The following is a 16,886-nucleotide window of genomic DNA, read 5'->3' on the forward strand; positions in this document are numbered from 1 at the left end:
CTATTCTATTTGACGCCCCTTGCGCCAGGTGGTATAATACTTAAATTGCAGAAGTTGATTTATGCTGGAAAATTTGCGGGAAATGAAAGAGGACAGCCTATGTGGATTTCAGACAATTGGAAGGACTATGCGCTGCTGGACTGCGGCGGAGGGGAAAAACTGGAACGGTGGGGCAAATATCTGCTGGTCCGCCCCGATCCCCAGGCCATCTGGAATACCCCCAGAAAGCACCCCGGCTGGAAGCGCCATGACGCCCGCTATGCCCGCTCCTCCACCGGCGGCGGACAGTGGGCCAAAAAGGACCTGCCCGAGCGGTGGACGGTGTCCTATGGCGACCTGACCTTCAACATCAAGCCCATGAATTTCAAGCACACCGGCCTCTTCCCCGAACAGGCCGCCAACTGGGACTTTGCCCGGGAAATGATCCGTACAGCCGGCCGGCCCATCCGCGTGCTCAATCTCTTCGCCTACACCGGCGGGGCCACCGTGGCCTGCGCCGCCGCCGGCGCCAGCGTCTGTCATGTGGACGCCGCCCGGGGCATGGTCTCCTGGGCCAGAGAGAACGCCAAAAGCTCCGGTCTGGAAAGCGCCCCCATCCGCTGGATCGTGGACGACTGCGCCAAGTTCGTGGAGCGGGAGATCCGCCGGGGCCGGAAATATGACGCCATCATCATGGACCCCCCCTCCTACGGCCGGGGTCCCTCCGGCGAGGTGTGGCGGCTGGAGGAAAATCTGTGGCCCTTTGTGGAATTGGTCGCCGGGGTCTTGTCTGACGACCCCCTCTTTGTGCTCATCAATTCCTATACCACCGGTCTGGCCCCCTCGGTCCTTACCTATATTATGGAGTCCATCTTCACCGCCCGCTTCGGCGGACATACAGAGAGCCAGGAGCTGGGCCTGCCGGTGTCCGAGACCGGTCTGGCCCTTCCCTGCGGCGCCACCGGCCGGTGGCGCGCCCACTGACGAGGTGCGCCATGGCTGAGGCAATGATCCAAACCAGAGACCTCCGCTTTTGCTACACCGACACGGAGGAAGTCCAGCCCGTGGTGCTGGACGGGGTGGACCTGGACATCCAGGAGGGCTCCTTTGTGGCGGTGCTGGGCCACAACGGCAGCGGAAAGTCCACCCTGGCCAAGCATATGAACGCGATTTTGCTCCCCACCGGCGGAAAGGTGCTGGTGTCCGGCATGGACACCGCGGACGAGGCCCTGCTGCTCCAGATCCGGCGCACCGTGGGTATGGTCTTTCAGAACCCGGACAACCAGATCGTGGCCAACGTGGTGGAGGAGGACGTGGCCTTCGCGCCGGAAAATCTGGGCGTCCCGCCGGAGGAGATCCGCCGCCGGGTGGACGACGCCCTCAAAGCTGTGGGGATGTACCAGTATCGGGAGCACGCCCCCCATCTCCTCTCCGGCGGCCAGAAGCAGCGGGTGGCCATCGCCGGCGTCATCGCCATGGCCCCCCGGTGCATCGTGCTGGACGAGCCCACCGCCATGCTGGACCCGGTGGGACGGCGGGAGGTGGTGGACACCATCAAAAAGCTCAACCGCGCCTCCGGCGTGACGGTGGTGCTCATCACCCATCACATGGACGAGGCCGCCCAGGCGGACCGCCTGGTGGTCATGTCCAGCGGCAAAATCATCGCGGACGGTCCCCCGAAAACCGTCTTTCAGCAGGTGGACGCCCTGCGCGCGGTGGGACTCACCGTGCCGGAGACCACCGGACTCCTTTGGGAACTGCGCCAAGCCGGGCTGGACGTCCCCCTGGACGCCCTCTCCGACGAGGAATGCGCCCAGGCCCTCTATCAACTGCTCACAAAGGAATGAACGCATTGGAAGCCATCCTTCAGACCGAAAAACTCTCCCATATCTACTCCTCCGGTACACCCTTTGAGCACGGCGCTCTGGTGGACGTGGATTTTGCCGCCTATGAGGGGGAGTATCTGGGCATCATCGGCCACACCGGCTCGGGAAAGTCCACCCTGATCCAGCACCTCAACGGCCTGCTCCAGCCCACCTCCGGCCGGGTGCTCTTCCAGGGGCAGGACATCTGGGCCAGCAAGGCCCGCACCCGCCAGACCCGCTTCCAGGTGGGTCTGGTATTCCAGTATCCGGAATACCAGCTCTTTGAGGAGACGGTTTATCAGGACATCTCCTTCGGGCCCAAAAACATGGGCCTGGATGAACGGGAGATCGACCGCCGGGTGCGGCGGGCCGCTTCCTTCGTGGGCCTCACCGACGCCCAGCTGGAAAAGTCCCCCTTTGAGCTCTCCGGCGGACAGAAGCGCCGGGTGGCCATTGCCGGCGTCATCGCCATGGAGCCCAAGGTTCTCATTCTGGATGAGCCCACCGCCGGACTGGACCCGGTGGGTGTGGAACAGATTTTGGGCAACATCCGGGACTATCACAAGGCCAACAACGCCACCATCATCCTGGTCTCCCACTCCATGGAGGAGATGGCCCGGACGGTGGACCGGCTGGTGGTCATCAACGACGGGCGCATCCCCTTTGAAGGCCCTCCCAGAGAGATCTTCCGCCACGGCGCCGAGCTGGAGGCCATGGGTTTGGGCGTCCCCCAGATGACCCGGGTCTTTACCCGCCTCAAAGCCATGGGCGCCGACGTGGACCCGTCGGTCTACACCATCGCGCAGGCCAAGGAGGCCATCCTGAACGCCCTGGCCAAACGGAAAGGGGGAGCGTAAATGGCCCTCAAAGACATTACCCTCGGCCAGTATTTCCCCGGAAACAGCATCCTCCACCGGCTGGACCCCAGGACCAAGCTCCTGCTGACGGTGGCCTATATCGCCGCACTCTTCCTGGCCGGCGGTACGGCGGCCTATCTCCTGCTGCTGGCGGTGCTGGGGGCCGCCATCGCCGTTTCCCATGTGGGCATCCGGTCCATTCTGCGGGGGATGCGGCCGGTGGTGGTCATCGTGGTCCTCACCGGTGTGCTCAACCTCTTCTATACCCCCGGCGAGGGGGACCCGCTGGTCCGGTTCTGGGTGTTCCGCATCTACGCCGAGGGCATCTATGCCGCCATTTTTATGGTGCTGCGCATCCTGATGCTCATTACCTGCACCTTCCTGCTCACCTACACCACCTCCCCCATCCGCCTCACCGACGGACTGGAGAATCTGATGGGGCCCCTGAAAAAGCTGGGCGCGCCCGTCCATGAGCTGGCCATGATGATGTCTATCGCCCTGCGCTTTATTCCCACCCTCATCGAGGAGACCGACAAGATCATGTCCGCCCAGAAGGCCAGAGGCGCCGACTTCGACACGGGCAATCTGGTCCAGAAGGCCCAGGCCCTGGTGCCGCTGCTGGTCCCCCTCTTTATCTCCGCCTTCCGCCGGGCCGACGAGCTGGCCGTGGCCATGGAGTGCCGCTGCTACCATGGCGGCGAGGGCCGGACCCGTCTGCGTCAGCTCCGCTACGGCCGAAACGACGTGCTCTTTCTGCTGGGCGGCGCGGCGCTGGTGGCGCTGGTGGCGGCGCTGGGCTTCTTCGGGCTGTGACCCGGGGCGTTCCGCCCTCCCTTTTATCAAATCTTAATCCCATCTTAAACCACCGGCGCGGACGGATATGGTATGATAACCCCATACCCCGCCCCGCCCAGGAGAATCCATGAGAAGAAATATCGCCTTACAATTGATGTATGTGGGCACTGCCTACCACGGCTGGCAGGTTCAGAAAACCATTGCTACGGTGGCGGAGACCCTGGAAAAGGCTCTGTCCACCGTGGTCTGTCATCCGGTGAAATGCACCGGGGCCGGACGGACCGACGCCGGCGTCCATGCGGAGGCCTATATCGCCAATTTCTATACCGATTCGGCCATCCCAGCCGACCGCATCCCCCTGGCGGTCAACACCCGCCTTCCGGACGACATCGTGGTGGTGGCCGCCTGGGACGTGCCCCAGTCCTTCAACGCCATTGGCTCCTGCCTGAAAAAGGAATACACCTATCGGATCTACAACTCCCGCATCCGCAACGCCTTTTTTGTGGACCGGGCCTGGTTTTATCCCAAGCCGCTGGACGCGGAGGTGATGAACCGGGCCGCCTCCCACTTTGTGGGCACCCATGACTTTGCCGCCGTCCGCTCGGTGGGCACCGACGTGCGCTCCACCGTGCGCACCGTCCACTATTTTGACATCTCCCGCCGGGGCGATGTCATCACCTGCCGGGTGTGCGCCGACGGCTTCCTTTATAACATGGTGCGGGCTATGGTGGGTACCTGCGTCTATGCCGCCGAGGGCAAATTCGGCCCCGACGACATCCCCTCTATTTTGGAGGGAAAGTGCCGGACCGACGCCGGCCCCACCGTGCCGCCGGGCGGGCTCTACATGACCCGCCTTTGGTATCCGGAGGAAACGCTGGGGGAAATCGTCCCCCTCCTCTCCCCCTTTTGATCCGTACGCTGGGAGGCTTTTATGGAACAGCTGGACGCCAAGAAAAAAGCAGTCAAAAAACCACTGAAAAAAACCACCAACCCCTTTTTCCGCTTCCTCGCCTTTCTGGTGACGGTGGCGCTGGTGCTGGGCGCGGTGTTTTTGGTGGTCAACCGGGATATCTTTAATCTGGACGGACTGCGCCGCTGGTTTGCCTACCGCAGCATCCGCCGCAGCGACACCGGTCAGGCCGACTCCTTCTCCTACGACGGCGGCTCCTCCAGCAGCTTCGCCTCCCTGAACGGCGGCTTACTGGTCTGCGCCAACAACAGCATCCGCCTCTATGACGGAAGCGGAACAGTCTATTTCAACGAGCCGGTCTCCATGGAAAACCCCGTGGTGGACTGCACCGACTCCGCCGCGCTGGTCTACGACGCCGGCGGGACCAACCTGTCCCTTCTGTACGGCGAGGAGTCCTATTTTACCCTCTCTTTGGAAGAGGGGGGCCGCATCCTCTCCGCCCGGCTCAACGACGCCGGCTGGATGACCGTTACCACCCAGGAGAGCGGCTATAAAGGCGTGGTCACCATCTACAACGACCAGCAGGAGCCGGTGATGCGGGTCAACCTGTCCAGCCGCTTCGTCACCGACGCCATCCTCTCCCAGGACTGTCAGACCGTGGCGCTGGCCACAGCCGGCATCAGCGACGCCGCCTATGAGAGCCGGCTGGACTTCTATGACATCAACCACAGCGCCGACGATCCCGAGCCGGACAACACCCTCTCTCTGGGGGACCAGGTGTGCCTGGACCTGCGCTGGACCGACGACGGCATCTGGGTGCTGGGCGACAGCACCCTCTCCCTGGTCAGCGGCAGCGGAGCGCTGAAGTGCAAGTATGTCTTTTCCGGCCGCTATCTGAAGAACTTTACCCTGGACGGAGACGGCTACGCCGTGCTGCTGCTGGGCAAGTACCGGGCGGGCAGCGAGGCCCAGCTGGTGGTAATCAACACCGCCGGCGAGGCGTCCGCCGCATTGACCGTCAACGAACAGATCTTCGCCTTATCCGCCGCGGGACGGTATATTGCCGTCCTGCGCTCGGGAAATCTGGAGATCTACACCTCGTCTCTGGACCTCTACCGCACCCTGGAGACCACCCAGGGCGCCCGGCAGGTCCTCCAGCGGGCCGACGGCTCCACCATGCTCATCAACGCCAATACCGCCCATCTCTATGTACCCAACTGAAAACGGAGGTTATCCATGTCCTATCTTCTCTTAGACCTGCTGGTCCTGGCCGTGATCGCTTTGTTCGTGTGGCGGGGCGCCGCAAAGGGCTTCGCCCTGTCTCTGTGCGGGCTGCTGGCCTTCGCGGTGGCCTTCGGCGGCGCGTCCGTCGCCAGCCGTACCCTCTCCCCTGCCGTGGCCCAGGCGCTGGAGCCCAGATTTGCCGCCGCCATCGGGGAGCAGCTGAACCAGGCCATTCAGAATGCGCCCTACCTCACCGAACAGGGGGGCGTGGCCACGCTGCCGGAGGAGGTGCCGGTCTCCGGCGTGCTGGACGTGCTGCGGGAGCTGGGCGTCTATGAGGACCTGATCCAGACCATCGACCAGGCCGTGGAGCAGGGGATGACCACCGCCGCCGCCAATGCCGCCGCCGCGGCTGCCGCGGCCGTTGCCCAGTCGGTGGCCTACCGCCTGATTTTTGTGGTCTCCTTTGCCCTGATTATGGCGGCGTGGACCCTGCTGAGCCGGGCCCTCAATCTGGTGGCCAAGCTGCCCGGCCTCCGGTTCCTCAACAAAACCGCCGGCGCGCTGGTGGGCCTGGTGAAAGCGGCCCTGATCCTTTTCCTGGCCGGCTGGGTCATCCAGTGCATGGGAAATGTGATCCCAGAAGAGACGGTCCAACAGACCGTCCTGCTCCGCTTTTTCCTGGAAAATACCCCCCTCTCCCTTTTGGCCGCTGCGACCGCCATGGTCTGAGCCGCTTTTATTTCCGTCCTTTGAGGTGTTTGTCATGAATCTGCCCAATCTGCTTTCTCTCCTCCGCCTGGTCATGGTCCCGGTCTTTGCGATGGTCTTTTTCCGGGATGACCCCAACGCCCACTATTGGGCCGCCGGCGTCTATGCCCTGGCGTTCTTTACCGACATTGCAGACGGCTGGATCGCCCGGCACTTCAACCAAATCACCCGGCTGGGTCGTATCCTGGACCCTCTGGCCGATAAGCTGATGACCCTTACCGTGATCCTCTGCATTACCATCGCCGGCATCATCCCGGTCTGGGCGGTGGTGGTGTTCTTCCTCAAGGAACTGCTCATGGGGATCGGCGCGCTGGTCATGTACCGCCGGATGGATGATGTCATCTCCTCCAACTGGCTGGGCAAGGCTTCCACGGGCGGTTTCTTTGTGGTCTGCGCCGCGCTGGTCCTCTTCCCCCAGATCCCGTCAACCTGGGCCACCGTGCTCATCTCCTGCGCCCTGGCGCTGACCATCGCGGCTTTGATCAGCTATGTGGTGCAGTATCTTCAGGTCTGCTCCCACAAGCGGGAGCTTCCCTGAAGCCCCCGTTCTTTTTCCCTGAGAAATTCATAACCAGTTCATATTTACTGGTTATAATCATACTTCCGGAGCGGGCATATCCCCTCCAGGCACGGCGCACGCGAGACGCCGTGCGGCAAAGGAGTTGAAACCGTATGCAGCCGACACTCTGTTCCAGATGTCACAAAAACGTGGCCGTGGTCTTTATCCAGAAGATCGAAAACGGCAAAGCCACCACCGAGGGCCTGTGCCTCAAGTGCGCCAAGGAGCTGGGCATCGGACCTGTTCAGGATATGATGCAGAAAATGGGCATCACCGACGAGGATCTGGAGAACTTTTCCAGCGAGATGATGTCCGCCATGGGGTCCCCCGAGGCCATGGAGGGCCTCATCCCCACCCAGGAGGAGGACGAGGAGGAGGACGACGGCAAGACCGCCACCTTCCCCTTCCTCAATAAGCTTTTCGGCAGCCAGAACCAGCAGCCCGGCGACGCCCAGCCCCCCAGACAAAGCAAGGAGGAAAAGGGCAAGGGCGACCGTCCCGCCAAGCGGAAGTTTTTGGAGAATTACTGTATCTCTCTCACCCAAAAGGCCGCCGAAGGCAAGCTGGACAACATCATCGGCCGGGAAGAGGAGATCCAGCGCACCATCCAGATCCTCAACCGCCGGCAGAAAAATAACCCCTGTCTCATCGGCGAGCCCGGCGTGGGCAAGACCGCCATCGCCGAGGGGTTGGCTCAGCGCATTTACAAAAAGGAAGTGCCCTATAAGCTCCAGGACAAGGAGGTCTATCTGCTGGACCTCACCGCCCTGGTGGCCGGCACCCAGTTCCGCGGCCAGTTTGAAAGCCGCATGAAGGGCCTTATTGAGGAGATCAAAAAGCTGGGGAACATCATTTTAGTCATCGACGAGGTCCACAACATTGTGGGCGCCGGCGACGCCGAGGGCTCCATGAACGCCGCCAACATCCTCAAGCCCGCCCTTTCCCGGGGCGAGATCCAGGTCATCGGCGCCACCACCCTCACCGAGTACCGCAAGCACATCGAAAAGGACACCGCCCTGGAGCGCCGTTTCCAGCCCGTCATCGTGGAGGAGCCCTCCATCGAGGACGCGGTAAAGGTCATCGAGGGCGTGGCGCCATACTATGAAAACTACCACTTTGTCTCCATTTCCCCCCAGATGTGCCGCCTGGCCGTCACCATGAGCGAGCGCTACATTACCGACCGCTACCTCCCCGACAAGGCCATCGACCTCATCGACGAGGCCTGCTCCGACGTGAACCTCCACAATAAGAGCCTGGCCCGGGAGGCCCAGCTGCGCAAGGAGCTCCAACAGCTCTCCGCCGACCGGGAACGGCTCATGAACGAGGCCAACGACAAGGAGTACAAGCGGCAGAGCGGCCTCAAATCCAACGAGCAGAAGCAGGCCGATATCCGCCGTCAGCTGGGCCGTCTGGCTGAGGAGCACGCCGCCCTGGCCGCCGATCCCGACCAGGCCCCTGGCCTGCGGGACAACGAACGGGAGCAGACCCGCCTCCAGCGGGACCTGGCCCTCCTCAACAAGGAGCACGACGCCCTCTCCGCTGAGAGCGGCGCGGATTACGAGCGCCTGGCCGGCATCAAAAGCCGGGAGATGCAGCTCCAGGAGGAGCTGTCCAAGCTGGAGGCCCAGAGCGCCCCGCCTCTGACGGTGGCGCATCTGGCCCGGGTCATCGAGCTGTGGACCAAGATCCCCGCCAGCTCCATCCAGGAGGCGGAATACGAGCGCCTGGCCAAGCTGGAGGAACGGCTCAAAACCCATATCATCGGCCAGGATGAGGCCGTCAAGGCAGTGGCCGCCGCCGTCCGCCGGGGCCGGGTGGGCATTGCCTCCAAGCGCAAGCCCGTGTCCTTCCTCTTTGTGGGCTCCACCGGCGTGGGCAAGACCGAGCTGGTCAAGCGCCTGGCCCAGGACCTCTTCCACTCCCCCGAGTCCCTCATCCGGCTGGATATGTCCGAGTTTATGGAAAAGTTCGCCGTCTCCCGCATCATCGGCTCCCCGCCTGGCTATGTGGGCTATGACGAGGCCGGCCAGCTCACCGAAAAGGTGCGGCGCAAGCCCTACTGCGTGGTGCTCTTCGACGAGATCGAAAAGGCCCACCCGGATGTGCTCAACATCCTCCTCCAGATCCTGGACGACGGCCACATCACCGACGCCCAGGGCCGGAACGTCAACTTTGAGAACACCGTCATCGTCATGACCTCCAACGCCGGCAGCGACACCAAATCCGCCGGCGCGGTGGGCTTCGGCGGCACCGCCAACGACCAGGGCAAGGAGCGGGCCATGAAAGCCCTGGAGTCCTTCCTCCGCCCCGAGTTCCTCAACCGCATCGACGAGATCGTCTACTTCAACAAGCTCAGCGAGGAGAACTTTAAGGCCATCGCCTCCATTATGCTGGGCGAGTTGCGGGACGTGCTCAAGGAAAAGGGGATCACCTTTACCTGGGACGATGCCCTGCTGGACTACCTGGTGGAAAAATCCTATTCCCTCACCTACGGCGCCCGCAACCTGCGCCGCCAGATCCAGAAGGACCTGGAGGACGCCATCGCCACCCGCCTCATCGAGAGCTATCAAAATCCCTTCTCCCAGATGAAGGCCACCGTCACCGACGGAAACATCCAATTGCTGACGCTGTAACGTCAAAAAAGAAGCGAGGTCAGGACTGGTTCCTGACCTCGCTTCAGCTTTGCAAAAAAGTCTCTTATCTCCTGTCAAAGTGCAAGTGTCCTGCGGAAAAGATGTAAATTGCCGCAGAATCGTTTTTCGATTCCCCGCCGGAACGGCCCTACGCGGGCGGCGCCAGGCCCTTTTCCCAAAAAGGGCCTGGACCAAAAGGGGCAGAAGGGGGGATACCCCCCTTCTGCACTTCCCCCAGGTGCCGCAGCGTTAAGAAAATGTGTCGGTGACATATTTTTAGCGTAGGCCGCAGCGGCTATGCCGCGAGGAAGAAACCCTGTTCATCGTTCCCCTTTACCCGCAGGTGACTCCCCACCCACATCACCCAAACGCCCTACCTCGTAGGGGCGACCCTTGTGGTCGCCCGCTTCCATGCTGCGGCAGTCTGTGGCATGCTACTCCTCCGGGGCGGCGGTCTGAGACGTTCCCAAGTCTGCGGCCGTCCAGGTGTCTCCCTTGTCGTGGGAGGTCATACGCCACCCGCCGCTGTCGCTGATAAACGCCAGCATCTCCACCGTCTCGCCGGTTACGGTGATCTGCTCCACCTGGGCCAGCGGGTCCGGCATGATGATCTCCACCCAGTTCTGCCCGCCGTCGGTTGTGATGAGACAGGGCGCGTTATCAAAGCGCTGCCCGCACAAAATCAGCCGGTCCTCGTCCACAAAGCCCACGCAGCTGAGAGAAAAGGTTATTGCCTCCGGCTTGGTCCGCTCGACCCAGGTTTCCCCGCCGTCCTGAGTGCGGTAGACGTAGCTGTCCGCGTGGGCCACCCCCATACCGTAGGTGACCGTCAGCCAGCCCACCGTGTCCGACATCATCCGGCCGCGGAAAGTCCCGGTATCCGGCAGGATGTCCGCCTCGTTCCGCCCGCCCACATCCTGTCGGCTCCATTCCGCCGGAACCGGGATGGGCTGGCCGCTCAGCGCGGTCCAGCTTCCCTGCCGGAAAACATAGGGCAGGCCGTCCCGGACCGTGAGTTCCCCCTCCGTACCGGCGAGATAGGGCAAAAGGTTGATGCTCCGCTCCTCCTCCCCCGCCCATACGTCCATGGTGAGCTCCGTCAGAGCCGCCGCCGTCTCCCGGTCCATGGCAAAGGAATAGGTTTCACCGGGGGTCCAGTCCGTGCCGTCCAGGTAGTGGAGGCTCATGCCGCCCACCCCGTCGGCCTCCATGCGGCCGGAAATCAGAAGGTTCCACCCCTCCTCCCCCTCCGGCAGGGTAAAGGAGAGCGCCGCCCCGTCATAGGCGATGGTCGCTTGCAGGGCGTCCAGAGGATCATCCTTTCCCTGCCGGGGCTGACAGGCCACCAGAAGGCCCGCCAGAAGGGTACAGAGAAGCACCAGCGCCAACAAGGCGCGGCTGTTTTTCTTGTGGGCGAAGAGATTGGAAAGCCGCTTTTTCAGCTCGGCCGCGCTGCCCCCGAAGCGGGTGGACAGAGCCGGACCGGGTTCCGCCGCCGCCATGGTGAGCAGCAGCTCCCCATATTGCCGCCGGAAGGCTCCGTCCCGCCCACGCAAAGCGTCGTCGTCACAGCACAGCTCCAGATTCCGCCCCGCCGCACGGCTGAGCCACCAGGCCAGCGGATTGAACCAGTGCAAATCCGTCACCCACAGCAAAAGGGCTTTATAGGCCACGTCATGCCGCTTGATGTGGCACAGCTCATGACACAGCGCCGCCGCCCGTTCCCCCTCGGTCAGGGCTTGGGGGAGGAAAATCACCGGTCGGAACAGTCCCACCACCATGGGACTTTTTATTCCGGAATGAAGAAAGACCGGCGTTTTTCCCGCCTGCCCCGCGCCTTCCGCGCCCCGTAGAAGGGACCGGCGGGCCAGCAGGTAGCCGGCGGTCCGAACCGCCAGCAGTCCCGCCGCTCCCACCGCCCAGACCAGCGCCCCCAGCTGGGTGACGGTTACGGTGGTTCGCGCTTTGCCGGCAGAGGGGGACGGGTCAGACCGGGTCTCCGTCTCCTGCTTTGGCAGCGGGTCCGGCGGGACAACGGGGACCGACAGGGTTTGGCCGGGCGCCGTCACGATGAGGACCGGCTCCGGAAGGCTCACATCCACGGGAAGCGCCAGGCGGAGGGCCAGCACCAGAAAAAGGGCCCACAAGGTCCTGGCGGCGTACCGGTTTTGGAGCCGGCCCGACAGGAGCAGCACCGGCAGCAGCACCGCCGATGTGGTCAGAGAGGTAAAGACGGTTTGGAGAAAAAGGGCCTCCATCACTCCCCCTCCTTCCGCTCCAGCTCCTCCAGATAGGCCCGCAGTTCGGCCACTTCGTTCCGGTCCAGACCGCCGCCGTCGTAGAGAGAGGCGGCAAACCGCTTCAAAGACCCCTGGTAGAGCTTGCCCAGAATGCTGCGGCTCTCCTGCCGCTCATAGGCCGCCCGGCTCACCAACGGCGTGTAGCGGTTCACCTTCCCCACCTTTTCGCAGCGGAGAAAGCCCTTCTCCTCCAGCCGCTTGAGATAGCTGTGGAGGGCGCTGGCCGTCAGCGGACGCTCCAGCCGCTCCAAAATCGCCGGGGCCGTGGCCCCCTCCCCCAGTCCCCACACCGCCAGCATGAGATCCAGCTCCGATTCGGGCAAACGCTGCTTCTCTTTCACGGATGTTTCCTCCTTTCATTTTCTGCTTTTGCAGATATTTATATTCTACATTTGCAGAAGTTCCTCTGTCAACTGGCATTTGGGACAAATTTCCTTCATATCTTTTGTGCGAAAGGATGTGGTTTTCCGTGGCAAAACAAAACACGATGCACTGCAAGCAGCATTTTCAGGGCAAGGAGCCGGACAGGGACCGCTTTACCCGGCTGTGGGCGGAGCTGATCCGGCGGCGGGGCCAGTGAAGGCGGCCCTCTATTGCCGCCTCTCCGAGGAGGACCGGGATAAGGCCTGCCGGAGCGACGAGAGCGTCAGCATCCAAAACCAAAAGGCCATGCTCCTTCAATATGCCGAAAGCCAAGGCTGGACGGTCTATGATATTTACAGCGACGACGACTACGCCGGCGCGGACCGGAACCGGCCCGCCTTCCGGCGGCTCATTGCCGACGCCGAACAGCGTCGCTTTGATATCATCTTGTGCAAAAGCCAGTCCCGCTTTACCCGGGAGCTGGAACTGGTGGAGACCTATCTGCACGGACTCTTCCCCCGCTGGGGCATCCGCTTTGTGGGGCTGGCGGACAACGCCGACACCAGCAACAAGGGCAACAAAAAGGCCAGACAGATCAACGGCCTGGTCAACGAGTGGTATTTGGAGGATATGTCGGAGAGCATCAAAAGCGTTCTGGACAGCCGGCGAAAGAACGGGTTCCACATTGGCTCCTTTGCCCTCTACGGCTATCGGAAGGACCCGGAGCACAGAGGATGCCTCCTCATTGACGAGGAAGCGGCTCAGGTGGTGAAGGAGGTCTTTTCCCTCTTTGCCAAAGGGTACGGCAAAACCGCCATCGCCCGCATCCTCAACCAGCGGGGCGTCCCCAACCCCACCGCCTACAAGCGCCTCCACGGCCTGCGCTACGTCCAGCCCAACGGGACAAGCGGCGCTTTATGGAAGTATTCCTCCATCGCCCATATGCTCACCAACGAGCTCTACATCGGCAACATGGTCCAGGGAAAATATGGAAGCCTCTCCTACAAAACCAAGGAAAACCGCCCTCGCCCCAAAGAGGCCTGGTTCCGGGTGGAGCACACCCATCCGGCCATTATCCGGCCGGAACTGTGGGAGGCCGTCCAGAAGCGTCTGGCCCAGCGCGCAAAGCCCTTTCAAGGCGGTACGGTGGGCATTTTTGCCGGGAAATGCCGCTGTATGTCCTGCGGCTATACCCTGCGCTCCTCCAAAAGTCGGGGAAAACGCTATTTGCAGTGCCCCAGCCGCTATGTGGCCCTCAATGCCTGCGCGGGCGCCTTCCTCTCCCAGGATACACTGGAGGCCCTGGTCCTGGCTGAGCTCCACCGTCTGGCCGACACCTGCCTGGACCTGGACGCCCTGGCCCGGCTCACCGACCCCCGCCCGGCGCTGGAACGGCAGACCGCGGCGCTATGCCAGCGTATGGCCGCATGCGCCAAGGCGCTGGAACGGTGCGCGCAGGCGGAGCGGACCCTCTATCTGGACCGGGCCAAGGGTCTGCTCGCTCCGGCGGACCACGAAAGCCTCCGTCAGACCCTGGAACAGGAAAAAAAGGCGCTGGAAGAACAGGCCCAGGAACTGGAGGCGCAGAAAGCGGCGCTGGACCAGCGGCTCCTTCAGCCGCCGGACCTCCATGCCCTTACCCATCCAGACCGGCTGACCCGGGAAATGACGGACCTTTTTCTCGCGTCGGTGTCTGTGGGGCGGGACCCCAACCGGCCGCGGCAGACCCTGGTGGAGCTCCACTGGCGGTTTTGATCCAAGTGTCGTGCTTTTCCCATCGCAGCAGAGCAAAAGGCCCGCGTGACCTACGACAATATCCTCCGTCAGTCCGACGATCCCGACGTCAACGACGTCATCCGCTTCCTGCGGGCCCGGGAGATCGTCCACTTCCAGCGCTTTGGCGAGGCCATCCGGCTGGCCAAGGACAAGATGGACCAGAAAAACGTCTACTTTACCAACCCGGTGTTGGATCGCTGACAAAACAGTTAAAAAACAAAAAAGCGTCCGCCGGTCTCCCGTGAAAAGGAGACCGGCGGACGCCGTTTTACAGGCGCGGCTTTACTGCCGCTTGCCGCGGAAGCAGAAGGTAATGGCAAAGTAGAGGGCCAGATACAGCGTGATGCACGCGCCGGTGGACGCCTCCCAGTAGTAGGAGGTCAGCAGGCCGGCAATACCCGCCGCAAGGGCGCCCAGGATGGAAAAGAGATGGTATTGCCGGAGATTTTTTGCCAGATTCCGCCCCGCCGCCGCCGGCAGCACCAGCAGCGAGTTGATGACCATTAAGCCGATCCAGGTCATGCTCACCGTCACCACCACCGCGATGGCCATGGAGAACAGGGCCTCCTGCCAAAAGACCCGGATGCCGCGGCTGTCCGCCAGGGCCGGATGGACCGCCGAGAGCATCAGGTGGTTGTAGGCGCACACCCACAGCACCACCACGACCGCCAGCAGCACCGCCAGCAGGCCGATCTTCCCCGGCTCCACGCTGAGGATGTCGCCGATGAGCAGGGCGTTAAACTTGGTAAAGCTGCCGCCGCCCAGGGTGGCCACAAAAATGCCCAGCGCCACCGCCGTGGAGGAAAAGACGCCGATCACCGTGTCGCTGGCCAGATTGGTATGGCGGCGCACATAGGTAAAGAGCAGCGCGAATACCGCGGCAAACAAAATCGCCCCCCACATCGGGTCGGCCAACCCGCAGAGGGTGCCGATGGCAATGCCCGTAAAGGCCGAATGGCCCAGCGCGTCGGAAAAGAAAGACATCCGGCTCTGAACCACCATGGTGGACAGAAGGCCGAACAGCGGGGTGATGACCAGCACCGCCAGCAGCGCGTTCTTCATAAAATACATGCTGTCCGGCTGGGCCCACTCAAAGGGCAGCAGCCCAACCAGCTGATACCAAAGCTCCATCTTACCGCGCCCCCCTTCCCACATCCAGATGGAACACCGACCGGAAGGCCTCCGACGAGAGGACCTCCTCCGGCGTCCCCACCGCCAGGACGCTGCTTTGCAGCAGGATCACCTTGTCGGTATACCGCTCCAGGGTGGCAAAATCGTGGGTGGAGAGCAGAATGGACAGGTCGTACCTGGTGCGGATCTCGTCCAGCATGTCCAGCAGCTGCCTCTCCCCGTCAATGTCCACCCCGGAGAGGGGCTCATCCAGAATCAGAATATGGGGCAGCGGCTCCAGCGCCAGGGCCAGCAGTACCCGCTGCAATTCCCCGCCCGAGAGCGCTCCCATCCGTTTGTCAATCAGGCTCTCCCCGTGGACCCGCTCCAGACACTCCGCCACCCGCGCCCGCAGCTTTTTGGGGATGGGCAGAAACACCGGCCACTCCGACACCGCCGCGGCGAAAAAGTCCAGCACGCTCACCGGGTCCCCCCGGTCAAAGCTGGGGCTTTGGGGCACATAGCCGATGCGGGGCCGGGCGGCGCTGCCGTCGGCCCGCTGAAAGTCAATGGAGCCGCTGTGGGGCATCTGGCCCAAAATCGTGCGGAACAAAGAGCTCTTGCCCGCGCCGTTGGGGCCGATCAGGGCCACGATCTCCCCGCAGTGGAGATGAAAGCTCACATCGTGGAGGATGGACGACCCGCCCATCTCCACCCCAAGGTCCGATACCTTCAGGCAGCAGGCCCCTTTACAGCCCGGACCGCTCTCACTGTGCTTTTGCTTTCTCATCCCAGCGCCTCCAACAGGGCGTCCACATTGCGCTGCATGTCCTCCAGGTAGGGCGTCAGGCCCTCCCCTTCGCCGCTGATGATCGTGGTCAGCTCCCCTACCGCTACGCCGGTCTCCCGGGCCAGCGCCTGGGCGGTGGCGTCGGAGCCGTTGGTCTCGGTAAACACCGCCGGGATGTGATCGGCGGCAATCAGATCCGTCAGCTCCTTGAACTCCAGGGCGGAGGTCTCGCTGCCCTCCTCCTCCTCGATGGCCCGCAGGATGTGCAGATCAAAGGCGTCGGCCAGATAGCCGAAGCCGTCGTGGAAGGTGATGAGCTCCCGGTTGGTCAGCCCGGAGAGGCTTTCGTTCCACTCGGACCACGCCTCCTCCAGCTGCCGGGCCGCATGGTCGGCGTTGGCGGCGTACAGCTCCGCCTGGTCCGGGTCCGCCTGGGTCAGCGCGTCGGCGGCGTTGCGCACCATCTGGGCGGCGTTGCGGGGGTCCAGCCAGATGTGAGGGTCGTAATCCCCCTCCGCCCCATGGTCGTGTCCGGCTTCGTCCTCATCCAGGTGGCGCAGGGAAATCCCCTCCGAACAGTCCGCCGTGGGCGTCTCCACCGATGAGAGGGCCTGGTCCAAAAAGGACTCAAAGCCCACGCCGTTCAGCAGGATCAGGTCCGCCCCCTCCAGGAGCTTCATCTCCCCCACCGTAAGGGTGTAGTCGTGCAGGCAGCTCACCGGCTCATTCACCACCGGCACCACCTCCACCCCCTCCGCGCCGCTGGCCACGGCGGAGGCAAAGCAGTATACCGGCCAGGTGGTGGCCGCCACGGTCAGGACATCTTCTCCCGCCGGACTTTGGCTGGCGGCGGGGGACGGCGCGGCACAGCCGCCCAGGATCATCAGGCCGGCCATCAGGCCGGCGGCATAGCTCTTCTTCAATGGGGCACCTCTTGCTCTTTTATATTTGCTC

The 16,886-nt window shown here is 63.0% G+C and carries 15 protein-coding genes and 1 pseudogene; 11 read left to right on the forward strand and 5 right to left on the reverse strand.

What is annotated here, in order from left to right:
• Positions 1-99 precede the first annotated feature (99 nt).
• The 9 genes from H7U37_RS00580 (at position 100) to H7U37_RS00620 (ending at position 9,593) form a co-directional block, all read left to right on the forward strand.
• A complete protein-coding gene (locus H7U37_RS00580) occupies positions 100-963 on the forward strand; it encodes a class I SAM-dependent methyltransferase (RefSeq protein WP_204872764.1) in 864 nt (287 codons plus the stop codon).
• 11 nt (positions 964-974) lie between these two features.
• Positions 975-1,826, forward strand: a complete 852-nt coding sequence (locus H7U37_RS00585) for an energy-coupling factor transporter ATPase (RefSeq protein WP_204872766.1) — start codon at positions 975-977, stop codon at positions 1,824-1,826.
• The gene (locus H7U37_RS00590; RefSeq protein ID WP_204872768.1) at positions 1,823-2,701 is read left to right on the forward strand and encodes an energy-coupling factor transporter ATPase; all 879 of its coding nucleotides are present in this window, start codon (positions 1,823-1,825) and stop codon (positions 2,699-2,701) included. The genes H7U37_RS00585 and H7U37_RS00590 overlap by 4 nt, the downstream gene beginning before the upstream one ends.
• Positions 2,702-3,514 (forward strand): energy-coupling factor transporter transmembrane component T family protein, encoded by an 813-nt coding sequence (locus H7U37_RS00595; RefSeq protein WP_204872770.1) that lies wholly within the window; start codon positions 2,702-2,704, stop codon positions 3,512-3,514. It abuts the gene before it with no gap.
• A 109-nt stretch (positions 3,515-3,623) separates the two neighbouring features.
• Positions 3,624-4,406 carry a tRNA pseudouridine(38-40) synthase TruA gene (gene truA / locus H7U37_RS00600; RefSeq protein WP_204872772.1) on the forward strand — a complete coding sequence of 261 codons (783 nt, stop codon included), beginning with the start codon at positions 3,624-3,626 and terminating at the stop codon, positions 4,404-4,406.
• Between the two features lie 21 nt (positions 4,407-4,427).
• Positions 4,428-5,627 carry a DUF5711 family protein gene (locus H7U37_RS00605; RefSeq protein ID WP_204872774.1) on the forward strand — a complete coding sequence of 400 codons (1,200 nt, stop codon included), beginning with the start codon at positions 4,428-4,430 and terminating at the stop codon, positions 5,625-5,627.
• A 15-nt stretch (positions 5,628-5,642) separates the two neighbouring features.
• Entirely contained in the window at positions 5,643-6,362 is a 720-nt protein-coding gene (locus H7U37_RS00610; RefSeq protein WP_204872776.1) for a CvpA family protein, read from the forward strand.
• Between the two features lie 34 nt (positions 6,363-6,396).
• On the forward strand, positions 6,397-6,939 hold the full coding sequence (gene pgsA / locus H7U37_RS00615) for a CDP-diacylglycerol--glycerol-3-phosphate 3-phosphatidyltransferase (RefSeq protein ID WP_204872778.1): 543 nt from the start codon (positions 6,397-6,399) through the stop codon (positions 6,937-6,939).
• A gap of 134 nt (positions 6,940-7,073) precedes the next feature.
• The gene (locus H7U37_RS00620) at positions 7,074-9,593 is read left to right on the forward strand and encodes an ATP-dependent Clp protease ATP-binding subunit (protein ID WP_204872780.1); all 2,520 of its coding nucleotides are present in this window, start codon (positions 7,074-7,076) and stop codon (positions 9,591-9,593) included.
• 434 nt (positions 9,594-10,027) lie between these two features.
• Here H7U37_RS00620 and H7U37_RS00625 read toward each other — a convergent pair whose 3' ends face one another.
• Both H7U37_RS00625 and H7U37_RS00630 read right to left on the reverse strand, forming a co-directional pair.
• Positions 10,028-11,851: a M56 family metallopeptidase gene (locus H7U37_RS00625; protein ID WP_204872782.1), complete on the reverse strand. Its 1,824-nt coding sequence runs from the start codon at positions 11,849-11,851 to the stop codon at positions 10,028-10,030.
• Positions 11,851-12,234 (reverse strand): BlaI/MecI/CopY family transcriptional regulator, encoded by a 384-nt coding sequence (locus H7U37_RS00630; protein WP_204872783.1) that lies wholly within the window; start codon positions 12,232-12,234, stop codon positions 11,851-11,853. The genes H7U37_RS00625 and H7U37_RS00630 overlap by 1 nt, the downstream gene beginning before the upstream one ends.
• A gap of 205 nt (positions 12,235-12,439) precedes the next feature.
• Between H7U37_RS00630 and H7U37_RS00635 the strand changes: the two genes are divergently transcribed.
• Both H7U37_RS00635 and H7U37_RS00640 read left to right on the forward strand, forming a co-directional pair.
• Positions 12,440-14,011 carry a recombinase family protein gene (locus H7U37_RS00635; RefSeq protein WP_338049726.1) on the forward strand — a complete coding sequence of 524 codons (1,572 nt, stop codon included), beginning with the start codon at positions 12,440-12,442 and terminating at the stop codon, positions 14,009-14,011.
• A gap of 21 nt (positions 14,012-14,032) precedes the next feature.
• A pseudogene (locus H7U37_RS00640) lies at positions 14,033-14,233 on the forward strand (manganese catalase family protein); the annotation flags it as partial.
• Between the two features lie 81 nt (positions 14,234-14,314).
• Here the strand turns inward: H7U37_RS00640 and H7U37_RS00645 are convergent.
• From H7U37_RS00645 to H7U37_RS00655, 3 genes are read right to left on the reverse strand one after another with little or no spacing between them, the layout of a single operon-like run.
• Positions 14,315-15,163 carry a metal ABC transporter permease gene (locus H7U37_RS00645; RefSeq protein ID WP_204872787.1) on the reverse strand — a complete coding sequence of 283 codons (849 nt, stop codon included), beginning with the start codon at positions 15,161-15,163 and terminating at the stop codon, positions 14,315-14,317.
• Between the two features lies 1 nt (position 15,164).
• Positions 15,165-15,932, reverse strand: a complete 768-nt coding sequence (locus tag H7U37_RS00650) for a metal ABC transporter ATP-binding protein (RefSeq protein WP_204872789.1) — start codon at positions 15,930-15,932, stop codon at positions 15,165-15,167.
• Positions 15,929-16,855 carry a metal ABC transporter substrate-binding protein gene (locus tag H7U37_RS00655; RefSeq protein WP_204872791.1) on the reverse strand — a complete coding sequence of 309 codons (927 nt, stop codon included), beginning with the start codon at positions 16,853-16,855 and terminating at the stop codon, positions 15,929-15,931. The genes H7U37_RS00650 and H7U37_RS00655 overlap by 4 nt, the downstream gene beginning before the upstream one ends.
• Positions 16,856-16,886 lie beyond the last annotated feature (31 nt).

The sequence above is a fragment of the Pseudoflavonifractor phocaeensis genome, from assembly GCF_016901735.1.
In the GTDB taxonomy this organism is placed as follows: Bacteria; Bacillota; Clostridia; order Oscillospirales; family Oscillospiraceae; genus Pseudoflavonifractor_A.

What these genes read in the sequence shown, in the direction of transcription:
- H7U37_RS00650 (WP_204872789.1), bottom strand. Translation starts at nt 15,932, where the DNA reads ATGAGAAAGCAAAAGCACAGTGAGAGCGGTCCGGGCTGTAAAGGGGCC.
- H7U37_RS00625 (WP_204872782.1), bottom strand. Translation starts at nt 11,851, where the DNA reads ATGGAGGCCCTTTTTCTCCAAACCGTCTTTACCTCTCTGACCACATCG.
- truA (WP_204872772.1), top strand. Translation starts at nt 3,624, where the DNA reads ATGAGAAGAAATATCGCCTTACAATTGATGTATGTGGGCACTGCCTAC.
- pgsA (WP_204872778.1), top strand. Translation starts at nt 6,397, where the DNA reads ATGAATCTGCCCAATCTGCTTTCTCTCCTCCGCCTGGTCATGGTCCCG.
- H7U37_RS00580 (WP_204872764.1), top strand. Translation starts at nt 100, where the DNA reads ATGTGGATTTCAGACAATTGGAAGGACTATGCGCTGCTGGACTGCGGC.
- H7U37_RS00645 (WP_204872787.1), bottom strand. Translation starts at nt 15,163, where the DNA reads ATGGAGCTTTGGTATCAGCTGGTTGGGCTGCTGCCCTTTGAGTGGGCC.
- H7U37_RS00620 (WP_204872780.1), top strand. Translation starts at nt 7,074, where the DNA reads ATGCAGCCGACACTCTGTTCCAGATGTCACAAAAACGTGGCCGTGGTC.
- H7U37_RS00605 (WP_204872774.1), top strand. Translation starts at nt 4,428, where the DNA reads ATGGAACAGCTGGACGCCAAGAAAAAAGCAGTCAAAAAACCACTGAAA.
- H7U37_RS00610 (WP_204872776.1), top strand. Translation starts at nt 5,643, where the DNA reads ATGTCCTATCTTCTCTTAGACCTGCTGGTCCTGGCCGTGATCGCTTTG.
- H7U37_RS00585 (WP_204872766.1), top strand. Translation starts at nt 975, where the DNA reads ATGGCTGAGGCAATGATCCAAACCAGAGACCTCCGCTTTTGCTACACC.
- H7U37_RS00595 (WP_204872770.1), top strand. Translation starts at nt 2,702, where the DNA reads ATGGCCCTCAAAGACATTACCCTCGGCCAGTATTTCCCCGGAAACAGC.
- H7U37_RS00590 (WP_204872768.1), top strand. Translation starts at nt 1,823, where the DNA reads ATGAACGCATTGGAAGCCATCCTTCAGACCGAAAAACTCTCCCATATC.